This window comes from Empedobacter sp. UBA7494, assembly GCF_002478465.1.
Classification (GTDB): domain Bacteria; phylum Bacteroidota; class Bacteroidia; order Flavobacteriales; family Weeksellaceae; genus Empedobacter; species Empedobacter falsenii_B.
In genome coordinates this window covers 147355-173847 of sequence record NZ_DLOC01000054.1, presented here as the reverse complement: position 1 = coordinate 173847, position 26493 = coordinate 147355, and the positions used below count along the sequence as shown (strand labels likewise).

23 protein-coding genes are annotated in these 26493 nt (G+C 32.8%); 12 read left to right on the top strand and 11 right to left on the bottom strand.

What is annotated here, in order from left to right; translation table 11 throughout:
- The first annotated feature begins 20 nt into the window (after window positions 1–20).
- Complete coding sequence (pgi, locus tag B4E95_RS06660; RefSeq protein WP_291090786.1) at window positions 21–1673, top strand: glucose-6-phosphate isomerase; 1653 nt, start codon at window positions 21–23, stop codon at window positions 1671–1673.
- 46 nt (window positions 1674–1719) lie between these two features.
- Here pgi and B4E95_RS06655 read toward each other — a convergent pair whose 3' ends face one another.
- From B4E95_RS06655 to B4E95_RS06620, 8 genes are all read right to left on the bottom strand, one after another.
- Window positions 1720–2958 (bottom strand): MFS transporter, encoded by a 1239-nt coding sequence (locus B4E95_RS06655; RefSeq protein WP_291090784.1) that lies wholly within the window; start codon window positions 2956–2958, stop codon window positions 1720–1722.
- Window positions 2958–4691, bottom strand: a complete 1734-nt coding sequence (locus B4E95_RS06650) for a thiamine pyrophosphate-dependent enzyme (protein WP_286495849.1) — start codon at window positions 4689–4691, stop codon at window positions 2958–2960. The genes B4E95_RS06655 and B4E95_RS06650 overlap by 1 nt, the downstream gene beginning before the upstream one ends.
- Window positions 4692–4925: 234 nt before the next feature.
- On the bottom strand, window positions 4926–5447 hold the full coding sequence (locus B4E95_RS06645) for a plastocyanin/azurin family copper-binding protein (RefSeq protein ID WP_125349193.1): 522 nt from the start codon (window positions 5445–5447) through the stop codon (window positions 4926–4928).
- Between the two features lie 96 nt (window positions 5448–5543).
- Entirely contained in the window at window positions 5544–6191 is a 648-nt protein-coding gene (locus B4E95_RS06640) for a 7-carboxy-7-deazaguanine synthase QueE (RefSeq protein WP_291090782.1), read from the bottom strand.
- A 4-nt stretch (window positions 6192–6195) separates the two neighbouring features.
- Window positions 6196–7071, bottom strand: a complete 876-nt coding sequence (locus B4E95_RS06635) for a bifunctional 5,10-methylenetetrahydrofolate dehydrogenase/5,10-methenyltetrahydrofolate cyclohydrolase (protein ID WP_125349219.1) — start codon at window positions 7069–7071, stop codon at window positions 6196–6198.
- 149 nt (window positions 7072–7220) lie between these two features.
- The gene (locus tag B4E95_RS06630; RefSeq protein WP_291090781.1) at window positions 7221–7565 is read right to left on the bottom strand and encodes a hypothetical protein; all 345 of its coding nucleotides are present in this window, start codon (window positions 7563–7565) and stop codon (window positions 7221–7223) included.
- Between the two features lie 201 nt (window positions 7566–7766).
- A complete protein-coding gene (locus B4E95_RS06625) occupies window positions 7767–8180 on the bottom strand; it encodes a hypothetical protein (protein WP_038336563.1) in 414 nt (137 codons plus the stop codon).
- A 1-nt stretch (window position 8181) separates the two neighbouring features.
- Complete coding sequence (locus B4E95_RS06620; RefSeq protein WP_291064347.1) at window positions 8182–9183, bottom strand: NAD(P)H-dependent glycerol-3-phosphate dehydrogenase; 1002 nt, start codon at window positions 9181–9183, stop codon at window positions 8182–8184.
- 96 nt (window positions 9184–9279) lie between these two features.
- On the opposite strand from B4E95_RS06620, the gene B4E95_RS06615 reads away from it, so the two are divergent.
- From B4E95_RS06615 to B4E95_RS06580, 8 genes are all read left to right on the top strand, one after another.
- Window positions 9280–10698, top strand: coding sequence for a lipopolysaccharide biosynthesis protein (locus B4E95_RS06615; RefSeq protein WP_291090778.1), 1419 nt, complete (start codon window positions 9280–9282; stop codon window positions 10696–10698).
- Window positions 10699–10700: 2 nt separating this feature from the next.
- Complete coding sequence (dut, locus tag B4E95_RS06610) at window positions 10701–11135, top strand: dUTP diphosphatase (protein WP_038336568.1); 435 nt, start codon at window positions 10701–10703, stop codon at window positions 11133–11135.
- 98 nt (window positions 11136–11233) lie between these two features.
- Window positions 11234–12256: a sugar nucleotidyltransferase gene (locus B4E95_RS06605; protein ID WP_291064344.1), complete on the top strand. Its 1023-nt coding sequence runs from the start codon at window positions 11234–11236 to the stop codon at window positions 12254–12256.
- 5 nt (window positions 12257–12261) lie between these two features.
- On the top strand, window positions 12262–13050 hold the full coding sequence (locus B4E95_RS06600) for a DUF4292 domain-containing protein (protein WP_291064343.1): 789 nt from the start codon (window positions 12262–12264) through the stop codon (window positions 13048–13050).
- Window positions 13050–14717, top strand: a complete 1668-nt coding sequence (locus tag B4E95_RS06595) for a murein hydrolase activator EnvC family protein (RefSeq protein WP_291090776.1) — start codon at window positions 13050–13052, stop codon at window positions 14715–14717. The genes B4E95_RS06600 and B4E95_RS06595 overlap by 1 nt, the downstream gene beginning before the upstream one ends.
- Before the next feature lie 37 nt (window positions 14718–14754).
- Window positions 14755–14937, top strand: coding sequence for a twin-arginine translocase TatA/TatE family subunit (gene tatA, locus B4E95_RS06590; RefSeq protein ID WP_038336575.1), 183 nt, complete (start codon window positions 14755–14757; stop codon window positions 14935–14937).
- Window positions 14938–15018: 81 nt separating this feature from the next.
- Window positions 15019–15630, top strand: a complete 612-nt coding sequence (locus B4E95_RS06585) for a DUF4254 domain-containing protein (RefSeq protein ID WP_114998393.1) — start codon at window positions 15019–15021, stop codon at window positions 15628–15630.
- 268 nt (window positions 15631–15898) lie between these two features.
- Window positions 15899–18100 (top strand): M1 family metallopeptidase, encoded by a 2202-nt coding sequence (locus B4E95_RS06580; protein ID WP_291064339.1) that lies wholly within the window; start codon window positions 15899–15901, stop codon window positions 18098–18100.
- Window positions 18101–18598: 498 nt separating this feature from the next.
- On the opposite strand, the gene B4E95_RS06575 is transcribed toward B4E95_RS06580, so the two are convergent.
- Both B4E95_RS06575 and B4E95_RS06570 read right to left on the bottom strand, forming a co-directional pair.
- Entirely contained in the window at window positions 18599–20737 is a 2139-nt protein-coding gene (locus tag B4E95_RS06575) for a S9 family peptidase (RefSeq protein WP_291090774.1), read from the bottom strand.
- A 9-nt stretch (window positions 20738–20746) separates the two neighbouring features.
- Window positions 20747–21094, bottom strand: coding sequence for an arsenate reductase family protein (locus B4E95_RS06570; RefSeq protein ID WP_038334703.1), 348 nt, complete (start codon window positions 21092–21094; stop codon window positions 20747–20749).
- Between the two features lie 110 nt (window positions 21095–21204).
- On the opposite strand from B4E95_RS06570, the gene rluF reads away from it, so the two are divergent.
- The 3 genes from rluF (at window position 21205) to B4E95_RS06555 (ending at window position 25487) form a co-directional block, all read left to right on the top strand.
- On the top strand, window positions 21205–22119 hold the full coding sequence (gene rluF / locus B4E95_RS06565) for a 23S rRNA pseudouridine(2604) synthase RluF (RefSeq protein ID WP_291064337.1): 915 nt from the start codon (window positions 21205–21207) through the stop codon (window positions 22117–22119).
- Window positions 22120–22233: 114 nt separating this feature from the next.
- Window positions 22234–24678, top strand: coding sequence for an alpha/beta hydrolase family protein (locus tag B4E95_RS06560; RefSeq protein WP_291064336.1), 2445 nt, complete (start codon window positions 22234–22236; stop codon window positions 24676–24678).
- Window positions 24679–24764: 86 nt separating this feature from the next.
- The gene (locus tag B4E95_RS06555) at window positions 24765–25487 is read left to right on the top strand and encodes a GLPGLI family protein (RefSeq protein ID WP_114998385.1); all 723 of its coding nucleotides are present in this window, start codon (window positions 24765–24767) and stop codon (window positions 25485–25487) included.
- 54 nt (window positions 25488–25541) lie between these two features.
- On the opposite strand, the gene B4E95_RS06550 is transcribed toward B4E95_RS06555, so the two are convergent.
- Window positions 25542–26486: a pseudouridine synthase gene (locus B4E95_RS06550; RefSeq protein ID WP_038334708.1), complete on the bottom strand. Its 945-nt coding sequence runs from the start codon at window positions 26484–26486 to the stop codon at window positions 25542–25544.
- Between the last annotated feature and the right edge of the window lie 7 nt (window positions 26487–26493).

Sequence of the window (26493 nt, the reverse complement as noted above, 5' to 3'; positions counted from 1 at the left end):
GAAAGAATACTAAAAATATTATGGCTTTAAATACAATCAATCCAACAACTACAAAGGCTTGGAATGCGTTAGAGAAACATTTTCAAACGATTCAGCATACATCAATCAAAGAACTATTTGCTCAAAATTCAAATCGTTTTGAAGAATTTTCGATTCAATATCCTTCATTATTAGTGGATTATTCGAAAAATAGAATTAATGCAGAAACGATTCAACTTTTGGTTGATTTGGCGAAAGAAATGGATGTTGATACGGCAATTCAGCAAATGTTTGAAGGAGATGTCATCAACGTAACAGAAAAACGTGCTGTTCTGCATACAGCTTTACGCAATCGCTCTAATGAAGAAGTTTTGGTTGACGGAAAAGATGTGATGCCTCAAATTAATGAGGTGTTAGATCAGATGAAATCATTTTCGGAGAAAGTAATTTCTGGTGAATGGAAAGGTTTTTCAGGAAAAGAAATTACAGATATTGTCAACATCGGAATTGGTGGTTCGGATCTTGGACCTGTGATGGTAACGGAAGCGTTGAAACATTATAAAACTCGTTTGAATATTCATTTTGTTTCGAATATTGATGGAACGCATTTAGCAGAAACTTTTAAAGAAATAAATCCTGAAACTACCTTATTTATTGTTGCTTCAAAAACATTTACAACGCAAGAAACGATGACAAATGCTTTTTCAGCAAAAGAATGGTTTTTGAATTCTGATGCTCAAGAAGCTGATGTAGCGAAACATTTTGTGGCGTTATCGACAAATGCAGAAGGTGTTGCTAATTTCGGAATTGATACGGCAAATATGTTCCAATTTTGGGATTGGGTTGGTGGTCGTTATTCATTGTGGAGTGCGATTGGTTTGAGCATTGCTTTGGCAGTAGGTTTCGATAATTTCGAAGAATTGTTAGAGGGAGCGCATGAAATGGATGTGCATTTCAAAACAGAAACTTTAGATCAAAATATACCAGTAGTTTTGGCGCTTTTAGGAATTTGGTACAACAACTTCTTTGGTGCAGATTCGGTTGCTTTGTTACCTTATGAACAATATTTATCGCGCTTTGCAGCATATTTTCAGCAAGGAGATATGGAAAGTAATGGTAAATATGTTGGTCGTGATGGAAAAAAAGTAGATTATGAAACGGGACCAATTATTTGGGGAGAACCAGGAACAAATGGACAACATGCTTTTTATCAATTAATCCATCAAGGAACAAAATTAATTCCAGCCGATTTTATTGCAGGAGCTAATTCGTTGAATGTTTTAGGCGACCATCATGCAAAATTATTATCAAACTTTTTTGCTCAAACAGAAGCTTTAGCTTTTGGAAAAGATGAAGAAACGGTTGTTGCTGAATTAGAAAAAGCAGGGAAATCGAAAGAAGAAATTGATTTCTTAACTGCTTTCAAAATTTTTGAAGGAAATCGTCCTACAAACTCAATTTTATATCAAGTATTGACTCCAAAAGTTTTAGGAAATTTAATTGCGATGTACGAACACAAAATTTTTGTGCAAGGTGTTATTTGGAATATTTTCTCTTTTGATCAATGGGGAGTAGAGTTAGGAAAACAATTAGCAAATGTGATTTTACCAGAGTTAGAAAATGATGAACAAGTTACTTCTCATGATGCTTCTACAAATGGATTAATCAATGCTTATAAATATTGGAGAAAATAATTTATCAATATAATTACTAAAAAATCCGCTCAATGAGCGGATTTTTTTATGAATTTTTGTGACCAGTTTCTTTTAAAAATAAGGTTAGAATAATGGCAATAAATATTCCAATGATCCAAAACCAAATTGCTTGATGATAATGTACAGTTTTATCTGTAACATTTACAATTTCGTTTCCATATAATTTAGCAAAAACAGGATTAACTAGAGAAGTTACACCAAATGTCAAAAAGTTTTGAACTCCAGTTGCAGAGCCTTTTACATAATCTGGATTAGCTTCTTTGATAACCGAATATGGGATCATTGCGACTCCAGAGAAAAGCCCAAAAATGAAAAATGTAACTTTTATTGGAATTAAATCTGAAAGATAAATGAGTTGTAAAAACATCAGGATCATTCCGATACAACCAAAAAGAATAACAGGTTTTCTTTTTCCTATTTTATCCGTTATATAACCCATTAATGGACATCCAACTACCCAGCCTAGTGACGCCATAGCAGCAGTCATAGCAGCATTGTGAGCATCAAAACCTAAGTCTAATTTGAAAAAAGGAACAGCCCAAGTCATGGCAAAAATTGTTGTCGGTATAAATAATAATCCAGAAATAATACCAGTTAACCAAGAATTTGGATTGCTGAAAATAATTTTGAAAGGTTCAATAAAAGAGGTTTGTTTACTTTTTTCGATCTCTTCTTCAGACGATTTTGGAGTTATGAACAGCATTGCTACAGCTGGAATTATACATAAAACTCCAGCAATTATCCAAAATGTTTTATATCCAAAACCATTTTCTAATAATGGCGCAACCACAAATTGTCCTGCCGCTCCACCAAGCATTCCTATACATTGAGAGAAGCCTATTGCTGTTGCTAAAGATTTTGATGAGAATCCTTTGGTTGCTAAATAGACACAACCAGGAAAAGCAAATGCGCTACCTGCTCCTTGTAATAATCTGCCTGTTGTTCCAGCGAATTGGGAGGAAGCGATAAATAAAATACATCCTATTCCGAGTATAAAACATCCTGTAAACATCGAATATCTTGCACCAAATTTGTCTAAAAATATTCCAGCAATTAAAGCGAATATCGAATAGGTGTAATAATATGTTCCAATGAGAGAAACTAAATTTTCTTTAGAAATGTTGTAATTCTGAGCCAAATCTGTGATCATTAATGAAGGCGCAGAACGAGTTGCGTAATCAATGAAATAAAAGATTAAGCCTAAAACCCATGCAATGATGAAAAGTTTTTTACTTGATTGTGTGATAGATGATGGTTGATTCATTATAAATCTTTTAAATGTTTATAATTGGATTTAATCGTTTCCATTACCTCATTCATTTTTCCACCTAACATTAGTTTCGCCATAGATTTTGTCATTCCAATCATTTGATCAAGATCTACTTTTGGAGGCATTGCTAAAGCGTTTGGATTTGTAAATACATTTAATAAATACGGTCCATTATGCGCAAAAGCTCTTCCGATTGCATCAGGTAAATCATCAGGATTTTTAACCGATTCGCTTTCTATTCCCATTGCTTTTCCAATCAAAGTAAAGTCAGGATTTTCCATATCTGTTTCATTGTCAGGTAAACCAGCAACTTCCATTTCCAATTTGACCATTCCTAATGTTCTATTATTAAAAATAATTAGTTTAACAGGTAGATTATATTGTTTGATGGTTGCTAAATCTCCTAATAACATTGAGATTCCACCATCTCCACACATCGCAATAATTTGTCTATCAGGATATGCCATTTGTGCACCAATCGCTTGAGGCATTGCATTTGCCATAGAACCATGATTAAAAGATCCTAACATTTTCCTTTCCCCCGTACCCGTTATATAACGTGCTCCCCAAACACAACACATTCCTGTATCAACTGTAAAAATAGCATCTTTTGTAGCTAACTCATCTAATAAATAAGCTGCATATTCGGGTTGAATGGCATTTTCTTTTCCTTTTTCATGAACAAATGTCATTTTGCTTTCAAGAACTTTCTTGTACATTTCTAATTGACTATCCAAAAAATCTTTGTCTTGCTTAGGTTCTAATAACTCAATTAATTCGTTAATTGTTTCTTTTGCATTTCCGACTAATCCTAAATCAATTTTAGCTCTTCGTCCAAGTTTAGAGCCATCTGAATCAATTTGAATGATTTTTTTATCTGTTGGAATAAAATCTTTATAAGGAAAATCGGTACCAATCAAAATAATTAAATCAGCTTTGTGCATAGCATGATAAGCAGATGGTTGACCAAGTAATCCTGTCATTCCTATTTCATTTGGATTATTGGGTTGAATACTCATTTTTCCTTTGAACGAATATCCAACTGGAGCATGCAAATGACGAGAAAGTTTTATAACTTCTTCATTTGCTTGAGATGCGCCAATTCCACAGAATAAGGTAATATTATTAGCATCATTTATAATAGAAGCAGCTTCTCTTAATTCAGTTTTATTTGGAGTAATAATAGGTTGATTGAAATAGAAATTCGAGGTATAATTACTTTCAACGGCTTCCATTTCTGCAATATCTCCTGGAAGTCCAATAATTGCAACATCTTTTTTTGAAATAGCATGTTGTATTGCTGTTTGTACCATTCTAGGAACTTGTTCTGCTCGAGTAATAATTTGATTATAACAACTACAATCATCAAAAAGTTTAATAGTATTCGTTTCCTGAAAATAATCTGTACCAAATTCTATTGTAGGCAGAGTAGAGGCAATTACAACTAAAGGAGTTCTTGATTTATGCGCTTCATAAACTCCGTTAATCAAATGTACATGACCAGGACCAGAACTTCCAGCGCAACATCCAATCCCATTCAATTCTGATTCGGCAGTAGCAGCTATTGCTCCAGCTTCTTCATGTCTTACATGAACCCAATCAATTTTGTCACTTTGTTTAACTGCAATATTAAAAAAATTGAGACTATCACCAGTTACTGCATAAACACGTTTTATATTCGCTTTTTCTAGTAATTCTACAATTTGATGTGCTACATTCTTTCCCATAATAAAGTATTTTTTTGATTGTGACTAACAAGTTATGAAATTATAGAATGAAAATATTTGGAATAAGTGTTAAATATTTGAACAATAAATTTTTGTAAAATAAAAAAGCCTGTTAAGAAACAGGCTTAAAATTAACACATGAGGACAAAATTTACTCTACTAAATCTTATACGTACATGAATATTTCAATATTTGTGCCAAAACTATATTCGACATAAAAAATAATTGCACAATCTATTTAACCGCTTTTATTTTTCCATTCATTGTGGCAAAATGACCAGGGAAAGAACATAAGAAATCGTATGTACCTTCTTCTAAAGTAAATTTGATTTGATCATTTTCTTTACCACCTAACAATTTTGTGTGCGCAATAATTTCTGATTGTAATTCGGTCGGAATATAATCTGTCGCCTTAGCAGAAGCCGCTGTATTTGCAAAAGCAGAAGCATCAGAACCTGGTTTTAATAAAATAAAATTATGTCCCATTGCTTCTTTTGACATTTCACCAGCATTCATTAAGATTAAAGTTACTTCTTCACCAGCTTTTACTGTAAATTCAGTTTTATCGTAGCGCATATCATCACTCGCTTTCAAAACAATATGATTGTTTGTAGCAGGCGTAGCTGTAGAAGTTTCAGCATCTTCTGATGGAGCTGTACTATAATCTATTTCTGGTTGAGTTGATTCATCTTTCTTAGAATCTCCGCAGCTCATCATCAAAATTGCCGCGAAACTCATCAAAGCTATTTTTTTCATTATTTCAATTTTTTGTTTGATGTAAAAATAATGAAATTCAGTAACTTAAAAAAATTTACTCAGTCTAAATAGAACTGATTTTAAACAGATAAATTTCTAAGGAATATCCAAATATTTGTGTGTTTGTAAAGAATAACGCCATTTTGGATTTTCTTTTACATATTCCACAATCAATGGAAGGTTTTTGTCGCGTTTGCTCCACTCTGTTTGTAAGAAAAGCGTACAATCTTTTCCAACTCGAGCAGCTTGTTCTTCAGCAAATTGAAAATCGTGATTATTGAACACAATACATTTCAATTCATTTGCAGCTTCGCAAACTTCGTCTAACGGCAACATTAATTTCTTCGGAGAAAGACAAACCCAATCAATTTCTCCGCTCAACGGATAGGCACCCGAAGTTTCAATATGGATTCTTGCACCTTTTTCGTGTAGTTTTTTTGTCAAATAAGTCAAATTCCACATCAAAGGTTCTCCTCCTGTAATGATGATTGTTTTGGCTTGAGAAGTTGCCAAATCCACCAATTCATCAACATTAGTTAAGGGATGCTTTTCAGCATCCCAACTATCTTTTACATCGCACCAATGGCAACCAACATCACAACCTCCTAATCGAATAAAATAAGAAGCCACACCTGTGTACATTCCTTCACCTTGAATTGTGTAAAAATGCTCCATAACAGGCAATAATTTCCCTTCTTGTTTCAATTGTTGTTCTTCTGCAGTTGTTGATGCAATGTGTATCATAATTTTATTTTTTGTTGTTGTATGCCAACAATGTGTTTTTTAATAACATAGCGCGTGTCATTGGTCCAACTCCTCCTGGAACTGGCGTTATCCACGATGCTTTTTCTTTTACATTATCAAAATCTACATCACCAGCTAATCTAAATCCTCGTGGATTAGTTTCGTCATCAACGCGTGTAATTCCTACGTCAACGATAACCGCTCCAACTTTTACCATATCAGCTTTTAAGAAACCAGGAACACCTAATGCAGTGATCACAATATCAGCTTCTTTTGTAAATTGTTCTAAATTTTGAGTTTTCGAATGAGTTAATGTTACTGTACTGTTTCCGGGATTTCCGTTTTTACTCATCAAAATACTCATTGGGCGACCAACGATGCGAGAACGACCAATCACAACTGTATGTTTACCAGCTGTATCAATGTTGTAACGCTCTAACATTTCCATAATTCCGTAAGGTGTAGCAGGTAAAAATGTTTCCATTTCTAACGCCATTTTACCAAAATTCATCGGATGAAAACCATCTACATCTTTCTTAGGATCAATTGCATTGATAACCGCTTCTTGATCGATGTGTTTTGGTAATGGCAATTGCACGATAAACCCGTCCAATGTATCATCATTGTTCCATTTTTCAATTTCTGCAATCAAATCTTCTTGAGAAATTGTATCAGGCAAACGTAATTCTGATGACTCGAAACCTACAAAATGACAATCCTTGATTTTATTGTCAACATAGGTCTGAGAAGCACCATTACTTCCTACTAAAATTGCACCCAAATGTGGTACACGAACTCCTTGGTCTTTGTAATTCTGCACCAGCTCCTTGATCTCTTGTTTGATCTCTTTTGCCAGTTTAATACCGTCTAAAATTTGCATTGTTTTGTTGTGTTTGCGCAAAGATACGGACAAATTGGAAAATAAATCATTAAGTTTTGAGTTGATGATTTTCTGATTAAATAGAAAAACCACTTCGTTGTGAAGTGGTTTTAGATTATTGATATTTTTTCTGCGATTCTTTTAAGTAATTAAAAACTTGTGTTGTGTTCATTTTTTTTAGAATTTATATTAAAAATAAACATGCCAGTTTCGAAATTGAAATAATAATCTTTTTCTCCATTTTTCAATTGAAACCATTCCAACAAACCATTTGTAAGATTAACACCAATCCAATTGATTTGTGAAGTTTTCAGATCGAAAATAAAATTATCATTCGGATTATTTGTGGTGATATAATGTGTTTTGTCGTCCAAAACATATAAAACACCACTTCCTTGAAACGCTTTCATTTTTAAGAATTTTGATTGTAGATTTCCAAAGTTATAACGCAAAACTGCTTTAAATTCTACATTTGGAGGAACTTGTGTTAACAAAGCATTTTGTTTCTTTTCGCGTGATTTACATGCCCAAAAAGTTATTCCAAGAAGTAGTGCAAATGGAGAAAAAAACAAAATAATGATGATAGTAATGAAAGAATGTTATCCATAGTAGGTTGATTTAGGTTGTGTTAAGATACAAAAAAAAGCTGTTAGTTTTCTAACAGCTTTTTTGAAATTTTATAAAGTTTGATTTTATTACAAATTACTCATTTTTTCTTCTACAACTTTTCGTTCTTGTACAATCAAATGATCTTCTTCTGTCGGAAATTGAAAAATTCCAGAATTGATGCTTTCAATGCGTTTCAAGACTTCGTAAGATGCTTTTGCTTTTGTAAAATCTTCTCGATTGAGATAAATACGAATCGCTTTCATAAACGTCAAAATATTTTTCTTTTTCAATTCATCTGCCAACAAAAATTGATCGCGTTCTTCGTTTGCTTCCAATAAAGTCGACAAATTATTATCATCAATTTTGTAATACGATTGTAACATTTGATTGAAAATAATCAAAAAACCTTCATCTGCATTTCCAACTTCTAACGAAATGATTCGAGCCAATGTTTTGTTTAATTCTTGAATATATTTTGAAATAAAATCTTGTTTAATCATCTTAATTTAATTTTTTAGACAACTTTTCGAAAGTTTTTTTTGCGTTTTTATCTTCGTATAAAATCTTATGAACAGCGTTGATAATTGGCGCTTTTATTTGGTATTGCTCATTCATAATTGCCACACCTTTTGTCGCATAGTAACCTTCGGCAACCATATTCATCTCCAAAATAGCAGATTTTACGGTGTAACCTTTTCCAATCATATTTCCGAACATTCGATTTCGTGAAAAGAACGAATATCCTGTTACTAACAAATCGCCTAAATAAGCCGAATCGTTAATTTTACGCTTCATTGGACTTGCAGTTTTTAAAATATGATTCATTTCTCGAATCGCATTACTCATCAAAACTGCTTGGAAATTATCTCCATAACCCAAACCATGCGCTATACCTGCTGCAATCGCGTAAATATTTTTCAATACCGCGCCAAATTCAGTTCCGTAAATATCGTTTGAAAGTTTCGTTTTGATAAAATCACATGCTAAACAATCCGCAACAACTTGTGCTTTGTTTTCGTCTTGCGCCGCAATTGTTAAATAAGAAAGACGCTCCAAAGCAACTTCCTCAGCGTGACAAGGACCACTTACAATTCCTAATTGTTCTTCTTTTACATCGAATTTATCAAACAAATATTGTCCAACCAATTGATAATGATCTGGAATAATTCCTTTGATTGATGTTACTACAAATTTATCTGTCAACGGAACAGTTAATTTACTCAAACAATCGGCAACGTAAATAGATGGCACAACCAAAAAGATTATATCCGAATTCATGACAACTTCGTTGATATCCGTTGAAATTTTAAGCTTTTCTGACTTAAATTCGACATCAGTTAAATAATTTGGATTGTGTCTATTTCGCTCCAAATATCCTTTTACGTATTCATCTTTTACCCACCAGTTGAAAGTTTCAAGGTTTTTATTCAGCATTTTTGCAATCGCAGTTGCCCAGCTTCCGTTCCCTATTAATCCAACTTTACGATTAGATAACTCTATCATAATATATGTATTGAACAGACAAAGTTAATTAATTTGTAGCTTAGGTATTTTGAATTTTACGAAAAGAAACTCAATTTTGTAAAAATTTTAACGACTTTGTATAAAAAGCTTTTTAGTGAGACCATTATCTACGGTATTGGCTCTATATTGCCGAGGGTAATTATTTTAGCATTGAATTTTTTTATTATCAAGCAAGTTGATAATTCAGATTTTGCAATGTTTTCTCAATTATATTCTGCGGTTTCTTTCCTGAATGTCATTTTAACATTTGGTTTCGAAACAGCCTTTTTTCGTTACGCAACCGAAGAAGGAATGTATCAAAAAGTGTTGAATACAGCTTTTTGGTTTATGGTGATGAGTTCTACTGCGATGCTCGTTTTGGTTTTTCTTTTTTTACAGCCTTTGGCTGATTTTGCAAATTATAGCGATCATCCCGAATACTTGTTGTGGTTTGCGTGGATTGCGTTTTTTGATGCAATTTGTGTGATTCCTTTTGCGGTTCTTCGTTTTAAAAATCGACCAATATTATATACAGCAATTCGCGTAATTCAGAATGTTTTTCAAGCAGTTTTGACAATTGGTTTGTTGTATTATGTTTCCAAAGATTTTATGCTAAGTCTTGGTTTTGATAATGCAATTTCCTATCCATTTATTGCGAATTTATTAGCGAGTATTTTAGGTTTTGTATTATTAATAGGCGTTGTGCGTCATGTTCAATTCAAATTTGATCAACCTCTTTTCAAGCAAATGTTTTTGTACGGATATCCGATTATGATTGCTGGTTTGGGTTATATTTTGAATGAAAATTTCGATAAATTAGTTCAACGACAATTAATAGATCCAGCAGCAGCGGGTTCTTATGGTGCTTGTTACAAATTAGCAACATTGATGACGCTTTTCGTTACAGCTTATCGAATGGGAATAGAACCATTTTTCTTTAAAGTTGCTAAAAAAGGAGATGCAAAACAGACGTATGCGAATATTCTGTTCTTTTTCAGTATCATTTGTAATATTGTGATTCTTGGAATTTTAGCAAATATAGATTGGATTAAGAAAATATTTGTTCCAAATTCAACGTATTGGAATGCTTTAGATATTGTACCAATTATTTTAATTGCGAATTTATTTTTCGGAATTTATTACAACCTTTCAACTTGGTACAAAGTTACAGATAGAACAAGTATCGGAACTATAATTTCATTGGTTGGTGGTGCAATCACTATTATTTTGAATGTTTTTTTATTGCCAAAATATGGTTTTATGGTTTCTGCTTGGACAACTTTATTAGCGTATGGTGTAATGATGGTGATTTCGTACATTTGGGGGCAGAAAGTTTATCCAATTCCATATAAGCTGAATAAAATTCTACTTTACATGGGAATTGCAATTGCTCTAGCATGTACAAACTACTATATGCTCGATTCTAATTTGATTATTGGTAATCTGATTCTAATCGTGTACATTGCGTTTATTGCGTTTGCGGAAAAAAACACACTTAAAAAACTAAGAAAATAAAGATGAAAGTAAAAGTTATCAACATCTCGAAACACGCTTTACCAGAATATAAAACAGCTTTATCTGCTGGAATGGACTTAACAGCTAACATTGATGCACCAATCGAATTAAAACCTTTGGAAAGAAGATTAATTCCAACAGGATTGAGCATTGAACTACCAGCAGGTTACGAAGCACAAGTTCGTCCTCGTAGTGGAATGGCATTAAAATATGGTTTAACTTGTTTGAATTCTCCTGGTACAATCGACGCAGATTATCGTGGAGAAATTGGTGTTATTTTAGCGAATGTTTCAAACGAAGCAGTTACAATCAACGATGGTGAGCGAATTGCACAATTAGTAATCGCAAAACATGAAACGGTTGAGTGGGAAGAATCAAACGCTTTAAATGAAACTGAACGCGGAGCTGGAGGTTTCGGAAGTACAGGAAAACAATAAATAATATTTTTTGTTATTCTGAGCCTGTCGAAGAATCTAAAAAAGAATTAATCCAATAATAAAATATCAATCTAACAAAAAATATTTTTAGAAATAAAATGAAAATTATTATCCCAATGGCAGGACGTGGTTCACGTTTACGCCCTCATACATTAACAACACCAAAACCATTAATTCCAATTGCTGGAAAACCAATCGTCCATCGTTTGGTAGAAGATATTGCAAAAGTTTGTTCAGAAAAAATTGACGAAATTGCTTTTGTGATTGGTGATTTTGGAGCTGAGGTTGAAGCTGATTTAATTGCAATTGCAGAAAAATTAGGAGCAAAAGGAACAATTTGTCATCAATTGGAGCCGCTTGGAACAGCACATTCTATTTGGATGGCAAAAGAAGCTTTGGATGGACCAACAGTTGTGGCGTATGCAGACACATTATTCCGTGCAGATTTCAAATTAGATATGGAGTCGGATGGCGTTGTTTGGGTAAAACAAGTTGATAATCCTTCGGCTTTTGGTGTAGTGAAATTGGATGATAATAATGTTATTACAGATTTCGTTGAAAAACCAAAAGAATTTGTTTCTGATTTGGCAATTATTGGGATTTACTTTTTCCGTGATGGGCAAAAGCTATATAAAGAAATTGAATATTTATTGGAAAATGATATTCAAAAAGGTGGAGAATATCAATTGACAGATGCATTAGAAAATATGCGTGCTGCGGGTGATAAATTTACGCTTGGAAAAGTGGACGAATGGATGGATTGTGGTAACAAAGCAGTTACAGTTGATACCAATACACGTGTGTTGAATCTGGATAAAGAAGATTTCAAAACGATTCATTCTTCTGCAAAAATTGACAATTCATTAATTATTGAACCATGTTTTATTGGAGAAAATGTCGTGATTAAAAATTCGAAAATCGGACCTTTTGTTTCATTAGGAAATGGAACGGTTGTTGAAAACTCGAATATTGATAACAGTTTGATTCAAGAAAATTCAATCATCAGTAATGCAAATCTTACAGATACTATGATCGGAAATAATGCCAAATATTATGATGTTTCGCGAAGTATCAGTTTAGGAGATTATTCAGAATTGGATTTCAAATCACACAAAGCATAAAAATTATGATCAAAAAATTAACGTATATCTTTTGTTTAGGGGTTCTTGCAACAGCTTGTAACACTCAGAAAGCAGCAAAAGTAGATAAAGATAATACAGAAGTTGTTTCGGCTTCTTCAAAAATTATTCAGCAAACCTTGTTAAAAAAATCATCATTCAAAGATGTTATTGTTAGAGGTAAAGCTTCTACAGATTTAGGAAATGTTAATGCAACTATTTCAATAAAAAATGGACAAAAGATATCAGTTAATTTGTCAAAATTAGGATATGTTGGTGCCAGTGCATTAATTACACCTGAAGGTTTCGCTGCTTATGAAAAATTAGGTAAAACATATTATGAAGGAGATTTTTCTATTGCAAATAAATTATTGAAAGTTGATTTTATCGATTATCAAAAATTACAAAATTTGATGTTAGGAAAAGTTTTCGTTGATTTAAATCCAACAGATTATACAGCGACTTTTGCGAATAATCAATATACAATTACATATAATAAAAATCAAGCGATTGCAACTTCTGCAAAAGAAGGCGAATACATACAAACATATGTTTTTGATAACGGTTTCCGATTGAAAGAAGCACATCTGAAAGATCCAAAACGAAAAATGGAAGTTGATTTGGCTTACGACAATTGGGTAAAAGCTGAAGCAGAGGAATTTCCGAAAAATGTTAAAATTATTATAAAAGAGAAAAAAACGCGTCAAATAGACTTGGAATATAATAGTTTTACGTTTCAGGAAACGAACACACCGTTCTCAATTCCAGATGGGTATAAGAAAAAAGAAATAAAATAATGAAGTTTGTTTTATCAACTGTACTTTTAACGTTGTCATTATCAGTGTTTGCGCAGGTTCCGTACAATAAAGCGAACTTACAAAAACAGAATGCTCAGCTTAAAAAAGAGATTATAAACTTAAACAAACAACTCGAGTTTAATAAGCAAAATTCGAAGTTAAATGTTGATTTTGTGCAGAATTTGACGAAAAAAATTCAGGTACAAACAAAATTAGTTAACAACTTATCGAAAGAAAAACGCTTTATCGAGGACGAAATTTATTTAACTCAATTAGAGATTAATAAACTTTCGCGCGAGTTGGTTGAGCTAAAAAAAGACTACAAACAGGTTTTGGTTCGAGCATATAAGAACAAATCTGTTGAAAATAAATTACTTTTTGTGCTTTCTTCTAAAAGTTTGGGAGAAGCATATCGTCGTATCAAATATTTAGAAAAATATTCGGCTTTTCAATTAGGACAAGCAAATGAAATTATCGGTAAACAAACTGATATTCAGACGAAAAAAGCAAAAAAAGAAAAAGCGAAAGACGAAAAAGAAAAAGTACTTTCTCAGCAAACTTTGTTTAGTCAAAATCTTGAAAAAGAACGATTAACAAAAGAGAAAGCGGTCGAAGAATTCCGTAAAAACGAAGGTGTTATTGCTGCTGAAATTAATGCAAAAGAAGCACAACAACGCCAAATTGATGCACAGATTAAAGCAATTATTGAAGAAGAGATTCGACAAGCGAAAATTCGTGCAGAAAAAGATTTAAAAGATTGGAACGAAGCAAAACGAGGAAACTCTATTGCCTCTTATAACGAATATTTAAGAGATAATCCGAAAGGTGATTACGCGAAATCTGCTCGTACAGCTATTTTAAGAATTGAGAATGATGCCAAAGCATGGAATATTGCACGTTCTGCGCATACAAAACAAGCGTATCAATCTTATTTAACTCATCATCCAACTGGAAGTTTCGTTTCTACAGCGAAAACTGAGATTTCTAAATTTGAGCAATTAGAACGTGAAGCTGAAGCTGAACGTCAACGAATTATTGCCCAACGTAAAGCGGAAGAAGATGCGCGTCTTAAAGCTCAAAAAGAGGAAGATGCACGTAAAATTGCTGCGGCAAAAGCAGAAGCTGAGCGTAAAGCGAAAATAGAAGCTGAACAGAAAGTTGTTGTAAAAGTACCAGAAAAAGAACGTGTCGTAAAAGTAGATGCGGTAAAACCAGCTGAAACTTTTGCAGAACGTCCAGATTCTGAAGGTATTTCGGGAGAGTTCTCATCAAACAGAGGTCGTTTACCTTGGCCTGTTGATAAAGGAACGGTTGTAAGTAGATTTGGTTCTAATTCTCACCCAGTTTTATCTAATATTACAACACAAAATAGTGGTGTTGATATTTCAACTTATCGTGGTGCACATGCACGTGCCGTTTACGAAGGAACTGTTCAAGCTGTAATGAGTGTATCTGGAAATGGTAAATCTGTATTGGTAAGACATGGTTCATATTATTCAGTTTATACAAACTTGTCAAGTGTAAGTGTTTCGAAAGGTGATGATGTAAAACGTGGTCAGTCTTTAGGAATTATCTATACAAGTGGAGATGGAGAAACAATCATGAATTTCCAAGTTTGGAGCGGAACAACAAAACAAAATCCTGCTTCTTGGGTAGCGGGAATGTAATAAATTAATTATATATTTGCATTAAAATCAATTCAGTATGGGATTAGGAGGTAAAGAATGGATCGTAATCGTACTTGTTGTGTTATTATTATTCGGAGGAAAGAAAATTCCTGAATTAATGAAAGGATTAGGTTCTGGATTAAACGAATTCAAGAAAGCAACAAAAGATGATAACAAATCAGAAGCTACTGAAAGTACTTCTGACAAAAAAGAAAATTAAAATATATTTTTAATTAGATAATAGAGCATTGTAGTTGCGTATACAATTACAATGCTTTTATTTTATAAACTAAAACAAAACATGAAATTCACAGATAAAGCTTGGTCTATTTTTAATCAAAGTATCAATGATTATCACAAATATGATGATGTAAATCGTCAAATCGAAAATCCATATAGCGAAGAAGATTTAATCGCTCATTTATTGTACAAAAAAAATTGGATTGATACAGTTCAATGGCATTTAGAAGATATTATTCGTGATCCACAAATTGATCCAGTAGAAGCATTAAGCTTAAAACGTTGGATTGATAAATCAAACCAAGAACGTACAGATATGGTAGAATATGTGGATAGCTGGTTTTTACAACAATATGCGAATGTAGAAGTAAAAGCAGATGCAACTTACAATACAGAATCTCCTGCGTGGGCTGTAGACCGTTTTTCTATTTTATCGCTTAAGGTTTATCACATGAAACAAGAGGTAGAACGTGAGGATGCAACACCGGAGCATAAAGCAGCTTGTCAAGTGAAATTAGATGTTTTGAATCAACAACATCAAGATTTATCAACAGCGATTGAAGAATTGTTGGCTGATTTTGAAGCAGGTAAAAAATACATGAAAGTGTATAAACAAATGAAAATGTATAATGACGAGGATTTGAATCCAGTTCTTTATGCAAACAAGAAATAATTTTCAGAAAAATTAATAAAATATAGAAAACTCATCTTTTTTGGATGAGTTTTTTTATTGCGTACAAATATGTTAATTTCATCTAATCAAAATATTAGAATGAAAAAACTGAAATTTATTACTTGCTTTACCTTATAATCAACCTAAAAATTAACACCATAAGAATTTAAAAAGCTTCAAACTAAAAATTTTAAAATAATTATAAAGTTGAAATTACCTCATATTGAAAAATATGAGGTAATTTTATAATTACTGTAAAATTTCACACATGAAGAAAAATTATTTCAAACCCTTACTTTTAGGAATAAGTTTATTCTCGATTTCGGTTTTTGGTCAACAAGAAAAACCAAAATACGATTATCAAGAAGCTTTCAAACCATTTTTTTATCAGAATAATGCAACAGAAACTCGTTCGGCGAGTGGAAAACCAGGTCATAATTATTGGCAAAATCGTGCAGATTATAATCTGAATGTTAGTTTGAATGAAGAAAAAAATGAAATTTCGGGAACATCTGAAATTACATATACCAACAATAGTTTTGATGATTTAGACTTTTTGTGGTTACAATTGGATCAAAATTTATTCAAAAAAGAGTCTCGTGGAAGCGCTTTATTACCGATTTCTGGAAGCCGTTATGGCGATTCAACTTCTGAATTTGAAGGAGGTTATAAAATTAAATCTGTTCAAATAGACGGAAAAGAAGCGAAATACAGTGTTTCGGATACACGCATGCAAATTGATTTGATTAATCATTTGAAAGCTCGTGGAGGAAAAACAAAAATAAAAATCGAATATTCATTTGTTTCACCAGATTATGGAGCCGATAGAATGGGTGTAGAACCAACTAAAAATGGAAAGATTTTTACGATGGCGCAATGGTTTCCTCGCATGGCGGTTTATGATGACATTATGGGATGGAATACGTTACCATACTTAGGACCAGGCGAATTTTATTTAGAATATGGAGATGTAACAGCAAATATTACAGTTCCATCAACGCATTATGTGGTTGGTTCAGGAGAATTATTGAATGAAAACGAAGTCTACTCGAAAGAAGAAGTGAATCGTTGGAACAAAGCAAAAGCGAGTGATAAAACCGTTATTATTCGTTCTGCTGATGAGGTAAACAAAGCGACAAAAGTTGCAAAAGGAACAAAAACGTGGAAATTTAAAATTCAGAATACACGTGATTTTGCTTGGGCTTCATCATCTTCGTTCATCTTAGATGCAGCAAAAATTAATCTTCCAAGTGGTCAAAAATCGTTGGCAATTTCGGCTTATCCAGTAGAAAGTGACGGAAATGATGCTTGGGGAAGATCGACAGAATATATAAAAGCTTCTATTGAGCATTACTCGAAACAATGGTTAGAGTATCCTTATCCAGCGGCGACAAATGTGGCAGGAAATGAGGGTGGAATGGAATATCCCGGGATTGTTTTTTGTCATATGACTTCGAAAGGTGAAGGACTTTGGGGTGTTACAGATCACGAATTTGGACATATTTGGTTCCCGATGATTGTTGGTTCTAATGAGCGTGTTCATGGTTGGATGGACGAAGGTTTTAATACGTTTATCAATGATATTTCGACGAAGAATTTCAACAATGGCGAATATTACAAAAAGCAATCTGCACAACGAATGGCGGGTTATTTATTCAGCGATAATCTTGAGCCTGTAACGACTCAACCAGATAATATGCGCGAAAGAAATATCGGTGCATTGTTGTATTATAAGCCAGGTGCTGGAATGAAAGTTTTGCGTGAAACAATTTTGGGTGAAGAAAAATTCGATAAAGCATTGCGCCAATACATCAAATATTGGGCATATAAACATCCAACGCCAGAAGATTTTTTCCGCACGATGGAAAATGTTTCAGGAGAAGAATTATCGTGGTTTTGGAGAGGTTGGTTTTTGAATAAATGGACAATTGATCAAGGAATTAACAGTGCAAAATATGTAGATGGAGATTACAAAAAAGGCTTGATTTTGAAAGTGGAAAATTTTGGACAATTACCAATGCCAACTACTGTTCAAGTGAACTTTAAAGATGGGACTTCGCAAGAAGTTAAATTACCGATTGAAGTTTGGAAGCGTAATACAGAATGGACATTCAAAGTGCCTTCAACAAAAGAAGTTTCGACGATTAAATTGGATCCAAATGGAGCTTTACCAGATATTGATTTAAAGAATAATACATATAATATGGGTGATGCAAAACCTGTTGAAAAGATTAATCCAAAAGAATATGAAGGTACATTTACGAACAAACAAATCAATGCAGAATTTGTGTTGAAAGCTGAAAACGATAAATTGAATTTAGTTTTTGGAGGACAAACTATTCCGTTAGATTATCAAGGTGATGGTAAATTTGTGAATGAACAAGGTGGTTTGGAATTGACTTTTGCAAAAGATAAAAAGACATTTTCTGTAGAAGAAGCTGGACAAAAATTCGAGTTTACAAAGAAGTAAATTTGTTCTAAGTTCTAAGTAGTCATGCTGAACTCGTTTCAGCATCGCATCAGAAACTTGTTGATAATATTATTTTTTGGGTTTTGAATTTATTAAATTTTCAATTTGAAAAACTATAAAACAAATATTTTATTTATTATAGCATTATTCTTTTTGGTATTTTTTCTACCAAAAATTGTTGAGATCTATAGAATATCTGATTATAATTGGATTTATAGATTAGGAATTTTTAGTACTTATATTTTTCTTTATATAAATATATTTTTAGCAATTTGGAATGTTATATTAATTATCCTTAATAAAGAAAGTAGAATAAATAAATTAGTTTTTATATTAATATCATTATTGCCAATTTATGATATTTTGTATCTTTCTATTAAAAACTGAGTATAATATTTATTGAAGTAATAACACTACATTTCTAAATAAAAAAATTGATATTTTTCAACATAAAAATAACAAAAAACCACTTCGCAAGAAGTGGTTTTTTGTTGACTATTATTTTTGAGATGGAACTTCTGGTTTAAGATATAAATCGAAGTAATCTGTAATTTTTTGCATCAAATGAACGCGGTCTTTTCCACGAACATTATGCTCATGTCCAGGATAAACAAAGTAATCCATTTGAACACCATTTTTCACTGCTTCGCGAATAAAATCAATTGAATGTTGCCAAACAACCACATTATCTTGCGCTCCGTGAATCATCAATAATTTACCTTTTAAGTCTTTTACACGATTAATTAAATTTGTGTTTTTGAAACCTTCAGGATTATCTTGTGGCGATTCCATGTAACGCTCTGTGTACATAATTTCGTACTGTGTCCAATCTAAAACTGGTCCACCAGCAACTCCAACTTTGAAAACGTCAGGTTTACGCAACATGAATGATGTTGTCATAAATCCACCATAAGACCAACCATGGATTCCCATACGTTCCGCATCTACGAAAGGTAAAGTTTTCAAGAAATCAACACCTTTCATTTGGTCATTCATTTCTGTTGTTGCTAAATTTCCGTGAATCGCTTGCTCAAATTTAAGACCTCTATTGGCCGATCCGCGTCCGTCCATTGTAAATACAACATAACCTTTTTCCGCTAGGTGATCGTACCAAAGATTTTCTGTTGCAGGAAAACGATTCGTGATTAATTGCGCGTGAGGACCATTGTACAAATAAACGATAACTGGATATTTTTTCGAAGAATCAAAGTTTGTAGGATAAATCAATTTTCCATACAAATCTGTTCCATCATCTGCTTTTAATGTTACATTTTCAACTTTCGCTGTGTTGTAATTTGCTAAAGGATTTTGAGCAGTTAAGATATTTTGTTTGAATTTTCCATTCGCATCCAACACATCAATCTTACGCGGCGTGTTATCATTGCTCCAATTATCAATTGCATATTCTCCGTTCGTTGAAACCGAAACATTGTGCGTTCCTCCATCTGTTGTTATTTTACGCAATTTTCCATTCTCCCAATTCACAGCATATAAATGACGATCTTTCGGAGAATCCTTTGTTGTCATGATTAAAAATTCTTTTTTCTTCGCATTTTCTCCAACAAGATCTGTTACAATCCAATCTCCTTTTGTGATTTGGTTTAATAATTTTCCATCTGTATTGAAACGATATAAATGCATAAAACCATCACGTTGCGACCACCAAACAAACTCGTTATTTTTTCCTGGAATAAAATGTAATTCATTTTGAGGTTCTACATATTTTGCATCATCTTCTTTGAATAATGTTTTAATCAATTTCCCTGAAACAGCATCATATTGATTCAATTCCATGTGTTTTTGATTACGAGAAAGTAACGCGATATAAATATGTTTTTCATCTGGTGACCACGTAACCGAAGTTAAATAATGATCAACCTCTGGATGAGTTTCTAAGAAAGTCGTTTTTTGAGTGGTTGGATTATAAACGCCTAACGTAACGGTATGATTTTTTGTTCCAGCAAATGGATATTTGATGTTTTTGTTCACTGCAGGTTGTACCGACCAATCGATAATTGGATAATCTGTAACCGCTGTTTGATCCATTCTATAAAACGCCACTAAATTTCCTTTTGGCGAAATAAAAATTCCTTTGTGAATCCCGAATTCATTTTGATGAACCGATTTTCCATTCACGATTTCATATTTTCCATCTTTGGTAATTTGATGCGTTTTTCCAGCTTTATCAACAAAAAATAAATTGTTATCAACCACATATCCAACTTGATTATTTGTTGCATCAAATTCTACATTTTCTGCATTATCAGGTAATTTCAACCAATCATTTTGTTGACCAGCAGTTGTAATTGTTTTGTAACCCGTTTTTGTAGAAAAATAAGCTTGCTCATCATTGATCCAATTCAAAGAAGGAATTCTTTTATTCTCAAATTGAGAACTTCTAAAAATTGTATCCGTTTTAAGAGATGGAACTTCTTTCTTGATTAAAGCTTCTCCGTATGATGTTTTTACATTTTGCGTGTACGCATTTTGATTCGGAATCCATTGTACTTGATTTAGATTTTCGATACGTAAATTCGTCGATAATCCAAGTACAGCGTCTTCCATTGTGACGTTCTTTTTCTGAGCTAATAAACTCGCGCTCATCAAAAGTGTACTCAATAAAATTGTTTTTTTCATGTGTGATTTCTATTTCAAATATTGCCCAAGGGCTTCTAAGTTTTTCTTTTCGTTCCCAATAAAAATTTTGTCTCCGTCTACAACCACAGGACGTTTTAGGAAAGTATAATCTGATAAAATATAATTTTTGATATCATCTTCAGAAAGCTGTTGATCTTTCAATCCTAATTTTTTGTAATTCTGTGCACGACGTGAAAATAGAGCTTCGTAGTTGCCAGCTAAATTCTTCATTTCTTCTAATTCTTCTGCTGTTATCGCAGTCGATTTTATTTCATGCAAATCAAAACCTGTAAAATCAAACTCTTTCATAATACGTTTGCACGTATCGCAAGTTTTCAAAAAAAATATTTTTTTCATTTCTCAAAATCTTTGGTTTTGTAAAGATAAATAAGTTTCATCGTTTTGCAGAATGATAAAGAATTTTGTCAAAATATATTTCAAATCGATAAAAAACTATCTTTGCAAGTATGGAAGAAACTAATTTTTTGCGTTTAAACAAATATATTAGCGATAGTGGTTTTTGTTCGCGTCGCGAAGCAGATCAATACATCGAAAATCGTTTGGTACAAATTAATGGACGAGTTGCTAAAATTGGGCAATTTGTAGGACCAAATGATGTGGTGACTGTAAAAGGTGTCGAAATAGAACCGCGCGAAAAGGAGCATGCGGTTTATATTATGCTGAATAAACCTGTGGGCGTTACGTGTACAACAGATCCTACAGATCCAGATAATATTATCGATTTTCTTTCGTTTGGAGAAAGAATTTTTCCGATTGGTCGTTTAGATAAAGATTCGCAAGGATTGATTTTATTGACAAGCGATGGCGATATTGTGAATAAGATTTTACGTGCAGGAAATAATCACGAAAAAGAATATATCGTAACCGTTGATAAACCAATTACGGATGAATTTTGCGAAAGAATGTCGAAAGGTGTTCCGATTCTTAACCAAGTTACGAAGAAATGTAAGATCGAAAAAATAAGTACAAATGTTTTCAAAATTACATTAATCCAAGGTTTGAATAGACAGATTCGTCGTATGTGCGAATATTTTGGATATGGTGTAAAAAAATTAGAACGTGTTCGAATTATGAATCTAACGTTGAATGTAGGAATTGGTCAACACCGAGATTTAACAGCAGAAGAATTAGCAGAAATCAATCGCTTGACGAAAGATTCGGAAAAACACGAAGAAAAGAAACCAGCTTCAAAATCAAAAAAATCATCAACGAAAAAAACAAAAGAAATTTCTCTAGATTTTAAAGATTCGAAAGGAAAATCAATTAAAAAGCCAGTAAAAAAATCAACAACTCAAGCCAGAGTAGGAAAAAGTAAACCACCTACAAATACGAAAGGAGGTAAATTTGGTAAAAGAAGATAAAATCTAAAGACGAATATTTTTCGTCTTTTTTTATACATTTTGGTCAAAACTAACTTCTATCATATCATTTTACCAAAGATTCAATATCTTTATAAAGTAAAATCTTAAAAACACATGAAGAAAATTGTTTACTCGTTGCTTTTTATAGCGATGACTTTTGGTGCGTCGGTAAAAGCGCAAGAAAATGTTACTTATCAATTGCCTCCGCAAGAAATTTTACAATTGGCAGACGCGGATATGCCACCCTCAATTAGTACAGATCGCAAGGCAGAAAATGCATTTTTGTCTTATAGAAGTCGTTACAAAACGATTAATGAATTGTCAGAAAAAGAATTACGTTTAGCTGGATTACGAATTAATCCAGTGACAAATATTAATTCGCGTGAAACATTCAGTGAGAAAATTACTTATTTTGATCTGAAAACTTCAAAAGAAAAAACAATTGCTGGTTTACCTGCAAAAGGTCGTTTTTCTAATCAATCTTGGAATACTTCTCAATCGAAATTTGCCGTTACAAATACAACAAATAAAGGTGTAGAACTATGGATTGTTGACGTAAAAATGCAAGCTGCCACAAAAGTTTATGATGATAAATTAAACGCAAACTTAGGTCGTCCTTTCAATTGGATTTCAGATACAGAATTAATTGTGAATGTAATTCCAGCTTCTAAAAAAGCTTTGATTGATACGAAAGACGCAATTGCGACTGGACCTACAGTTTCTGTTGCTGATGGAAAAGAAGCGCAAAACAGAACCTATCAAGACTTATTGCAAAATAAAAATGATGAGTTTAACTTCGAACAATTAGCAATTTCTGAATTAGTAAAAGTTAATATCGAAACAGGTGCAAAATCGAAATGGAAAGATGCTGCGATGTACACGGATATTTCGACTTCTCCAGATGGACAATATGTTTTGGTAAACGAAATCAAAAAACCTTTTTCATATTTAGTAACGTACAATAGTTTTCCTTCAACTGATATTGTGTATGATATCAACGGAAAATTAATAAAAGAAGTAGATCATAAAGAGTTACAAGAAGTTGTTCCGAAAGGTTTTTCTTCGACGATTATGGGAAAAAGAGGTTTGAATTGGAGAGCAGATAAACCAAATACTTTATATTGGGTTGAAGCTTTAGATGGTGGTGATGCAAACAAGCCTGCGGAATATCGCGATGCGCTTTATCAAGTTGCTGCGCCTTTTACAGCGAACAAAGAGTTGTTGGTAAAAGTAAAAGATCGCTATAGAGGAGTGACTTGGGGGAATGATGAGGTTGCGATTGTGAGAGATGCTTGGTATAATACACGTAACGAAAGTAGTTATTTGTTCAATCCGTCAAATCCAGCTCAAGAACCAACACGTTTTTTTAGTAGAAATTCGCAAGATGCTTACAATAATCCTGGAAGTTTTGTAACTGAAATGAATGATTATGGTTACAATGTTTTAGCGATTAACAAAGGAAAATTGATGTTAGTTGGAGAAGGGGTTTCTGCTGATGGAATCTTACCTTTTGTTGATGATTTTGATATCAAAACGCAAAAAACTTCTCGTTTATGGAGAGCACAAAAATCAGATAAATTAGAAACAATTGCTCGTGTTATCGATCCGAAGAAAGGAATCATTTTAGAGCAAATTCAATCGAAAACAGATTATCCAAATTTATATGTTCGTAATATTTTTCAGAAAGGAGGAAAGCCAAAACAAGTGACGTTTACAAAAAATCCTTTTGAAGCAATGAACAAAGTTTCGAAAGAGTTAATTACGTACAAACGTGCTGATGGTGTAGAATTATCAGGAACTTTATACTTGCCACCAAATTATGATAAAACGAAAAAGGAAAAGTTACCAATGTTAATGTGGGCTTATCCTCGTGAATTCAAAGATGCGTCTACGGCAGGTCAGGTTACAACTTCTGAAAATAAATTTACTTCTCCTTCTTACGGAGGTCCTATTTATTGGGCGTTGAGAGGATATGCGGTATTAGATGATGCGGCTTTCCCAATTATTGGAGAAGGAAAAGAGGAGCCAAATGATACGTTCGTTCCTCAATTAGTTGCCAATGCAAAAGCAGCGATTGATGCAGTAGATAAATTAGGTTATATCGATCGTGAAAGAGTTGCGGTTGGTGGACATTCTTATGGTGCATTTATGACAGCGAATTTGTTAACGCATTCTAATTTATTTGCAGCGGGTATTGCGCGTTCAGGTGCGTATAACCGTACATTGACTCCGTTTGGATTCCAGTCAGAACAACGTAATTATTGGGAAGCTCCAGATGTTTACAACACAATGGCGCCTTTCCAAAATGCAGATAAAATGAAAACACCATTGTTGTTAATTCATGGTGAAGCAGATAATAATACAGGTACTTTCCCGATGCAATCTGAGCGCTATTTCAATGCATTGAAAGGCTTGGGAGCTACAACTCGTTTGGTTTTATTACCAAAAGAATCTCACGGATATGCAGCTAGAGAAAATATTCTTCACATGTTGTGGGAACAAGATCAATGGTTAGAGAAATATGTGAAAAACAAAGGAAAAAATTCTGAAAAGAAATAATTCTAAATATTACAAAAGCGATTCAAAATTGAATCGCTTTTATTTATTGTAAATAATTATTATATTTAGTTCATAATTAATCAACTATGAAATTAAAAGCTTTACTCTTCTTTCTAATGATTTTTTCTCCATTTCTATTTGCTCAAAATTTGTGGAAAGTAGAATATGAAACCTATGATAAAATGTTTTTTGACGAAAAAGATCCTGTTTTTAAGGCAGAATTAGATAAAAACAATTCTACACCAAAATACTATCAATTACTTTTTAATGAAAATCAGTCGTTTTTTTCTGAAATTGTAAGAATTGATAATAGTCAAAATCAATCATCTATGTCGATGAGTACAATTGATGATAATATTTACATCGATTATAAAACTTCACAATATAAAATTGAAGGAAATTATGTGAACAAGAATATTTTAATAATAGATAATTTGCCTAAATACACTTGGACAATTAGTAGAGAATCAAAAGAAATTTTGGGAATTAAAGTAAAAAAAGCAATAACCGAATACAAAGATTCTAAGATAGAAGTTTGGTTTGCGCCAACTTTACAACCAAAAGGAGGACCAATATTTTTCAATGGGTTACCAGGTTTAATTTTAGAATTGAAAGCTGTAACAACAATGAAAGACGAAAGTTATGAAACGATTTTCAGAGCAATTAATATAAAAGAAGCATCTAAAAACGAAGTGATTAAAATTCCATCAAAAGGTCAGAAAATGACACAAATTGAGAAAGATGATTTTGTGAAAGAAGCAAATAAAAAGATGATGGAAGCTTATAATAACAAGGTTTCGAAAGATTAAAACATAAAAAAACCACTTCTAAAGAAGTGGTTTTTAAATTTTATAGCTGAGGTATTATAACATTTTCAAGAAGTTAACTTCTAATTCCGTTAATCTTCTAAAATCACCTCTTTGTAAAGTTTTCTTTGTAAGTCCTGCAAAAGAAACGCGGTCTAACGCTTCTACTTCGTATCCTTTTGTTTCGAAAATACGACGTACAACGCGGTTCCAACCAATATGTAATTCTACACCAACTTCATTTTTCGGTCTACCTTCGATAAAAGAAATTTCGTCAACAACTGCAATTCCTTCAGGAATTAAACGAACACCTTTTTTGATGTCAGCCAAATCATTTGCTGTTAACTTTTTGTCCAATGTAACGTGATATATTTTTTTGATATCATGACTTGGATGTGTTAATTTCTTAGTTAAATAACCATCATTTGTAAACAATAAAACTCCTGTTGTTTGTCTATCCAAGCGTCCTACTGGGAAAATTCTCGCTGTAGTTGCTGTAGACATTAAGTCCATCACAGTTTTACGTCCTTTTTCATCATTTGATGTTGAAATAAAACCTTTTGGTTTATTCAACACAAAATATACATTTTTCTCTGAAGAGATTTTACGACCATCGAAACGAACTTCATCATCGGGTTGTACTTTATAACCCATTTCAGTAATCACTTGACCATTCACTGTAACGATTCCAGTTTTGATCAACTCGTCAGCCTCTCTTCTGGATGCAATCCCTGCATTCGCTACATATTTATTTAAACGAATAGTCCCGTCATCAACTGGTGCTTTTTTCAGTCTTTTAACAAATGGTTTTTCACCTGGTTTGTTAAACGGTTTCTTTGGTCCAAAACTTTTCTTTCCTTCTTCTGATGGTTTTCCACCAAAAGTTGGTTTTCCTTTCCCTGAAGATGGTTTAGAAGAAGAATTTCCTCTTGCTCCACCTTTTCCACGATTGTTCCCGCCTTGGGAATTTCTGTCGTTGGATTGATTTCGTCTGTTATTCATCTGAATT

Coding starts and splice junctions, on each gene's coding strand:
- pgi (WP_291090786.1), top strand. CDS start 21: ATGGCTTTAAATACAATCAATCCAACAACTACAAAGGCTTGGAATGCG.
- B4E95_RS06655 (WP_291090784.1), bottom strand. CDS start 2,958: ATGAATCAACCATCATCTATCACACAATCAAGTAAAAAACTTTTCATC.
- B4E95_RS06650 (WP_286495849.1), bottom strand. CDS start 4,691: ATGGGAAAGAATGTAGCACATCAAATTGTAGAATTACTAGAAAAAGCG.
- B4E95_RS06645 (WP_125349193.1), bottom strand. CDS start 5,447: ATGAAAAAAATAGCTTTGATGAGTTTCGCGGCAATTTTGATGATGAGC.
- B4E95_RS06640 (WP_291090782.1), bottom strand. CDS start 6,191: ATGATACACATTGCATCAACAACTGCAGAAGAACAACAATTGAAACAA.
- B4E95_RS06635 (WP_125349219.1), bottom strand. CDS start 7,071: ATGCAAATTTTAGACGGTATTAAACTGGCAAAAGAGATCAAACAAGAG.
- B4E95_RS06625 (WP_038336563.1), bottom strand. CDS start 8,180: ATGATTAAACAAGATTTTATTTCAAAATATATTCAAGAATTAAACAAA.
- B4E95_RS06620 (WP_291064347.1), bottom strand. CDS start 9,183: ATGATAGAGTTATCTAATCGTAAAGTTGGATTAATAGGGAACGGAAGC.
- dut (WP_038336568.1), top strand. CDS start 10,701: ATGAAAGTAAAAGTTATCAACATCTCGAAACACGCTTTACCAGAATAT.
- B4E95_RS06605 (WP_291064344.1), top strand. CDS start 11,234: ATGAAAATTATTATCCCAATGGCAGGACGTGGTTCACGTTTACGCCCT.
- B4E95_RS06600 (WP_291064343.1), top strand. CDS start 12,262: ATGATCAAAAAATTAACGTATATCTTTTGTTTAGGGGTTCTTGCAACA.
- B4E95_RS06595 (WP_291090776.1), top strand. CDS start 13,050: ATGAAGTTTGTTTTATCAACTGTACTTTTAACGTTGTCATTATCAGTG.
- tatA (WP_038336575.1), top strand. CDS start 14,755: ATGGGATTAGGAGGTAAAGAATGGATCGTAATCGTACTTGTTGTGTTA.
- B4E95_RS06585 (WP_114998393.1), top strand. CDS start 15,019: ATGAAATTCACAGATAAAGCTTGGTCTATTTTTAATCAAAGTATCAAT.
- B4E95_RS06580 (WP_291064339.1), top strand. CDS start 15,899: ATGAAGAAAAATTATTTCAAACCCTTACTTTTAGGAATAAGTTTATTC.
- B4E95_RS06575 (WP_291090774.1), bottom strand. CDS start 20,737: ATGAAAAAAACAATTTTATTGAGTACACTTTTGATGAGCGCGAGTTTA.
- B4E95_RS06570 (WP_038334703.1), bottom strand. CDS start 21,094: ATGAAAAAAATATTTTTTTTGAAAACTTGCGATACGTGCAAACGTATT.
- rluF (WP_291064337.1), top strand. CDS start 21,205: ATGGAAGAAACTAATTTTTTGCGTTTAAACAAATATATTAGCGATAGT.
- B4E95_RS06560 (WP_291064336.1), top strand. CDS start 22,234: ATGAAGAAAATTGTTTACTCGTTGCTTTTTATAGCGATGACTTTTGGT.
- B4E95_RS06555 (WP_114998385.1), top strand. CDS start 24,765: ATGAAATTAAAAGCTTTACTCTTCTTTCTAATGATTTTTTCTCCATTT.
- B4E95_RS06550 (WP_038334708.1), bottom strand. CDS start 26,486: ATGAATAACAGACGAAATCAATCCAACGACAGAAATTCCCAAGGCGGG.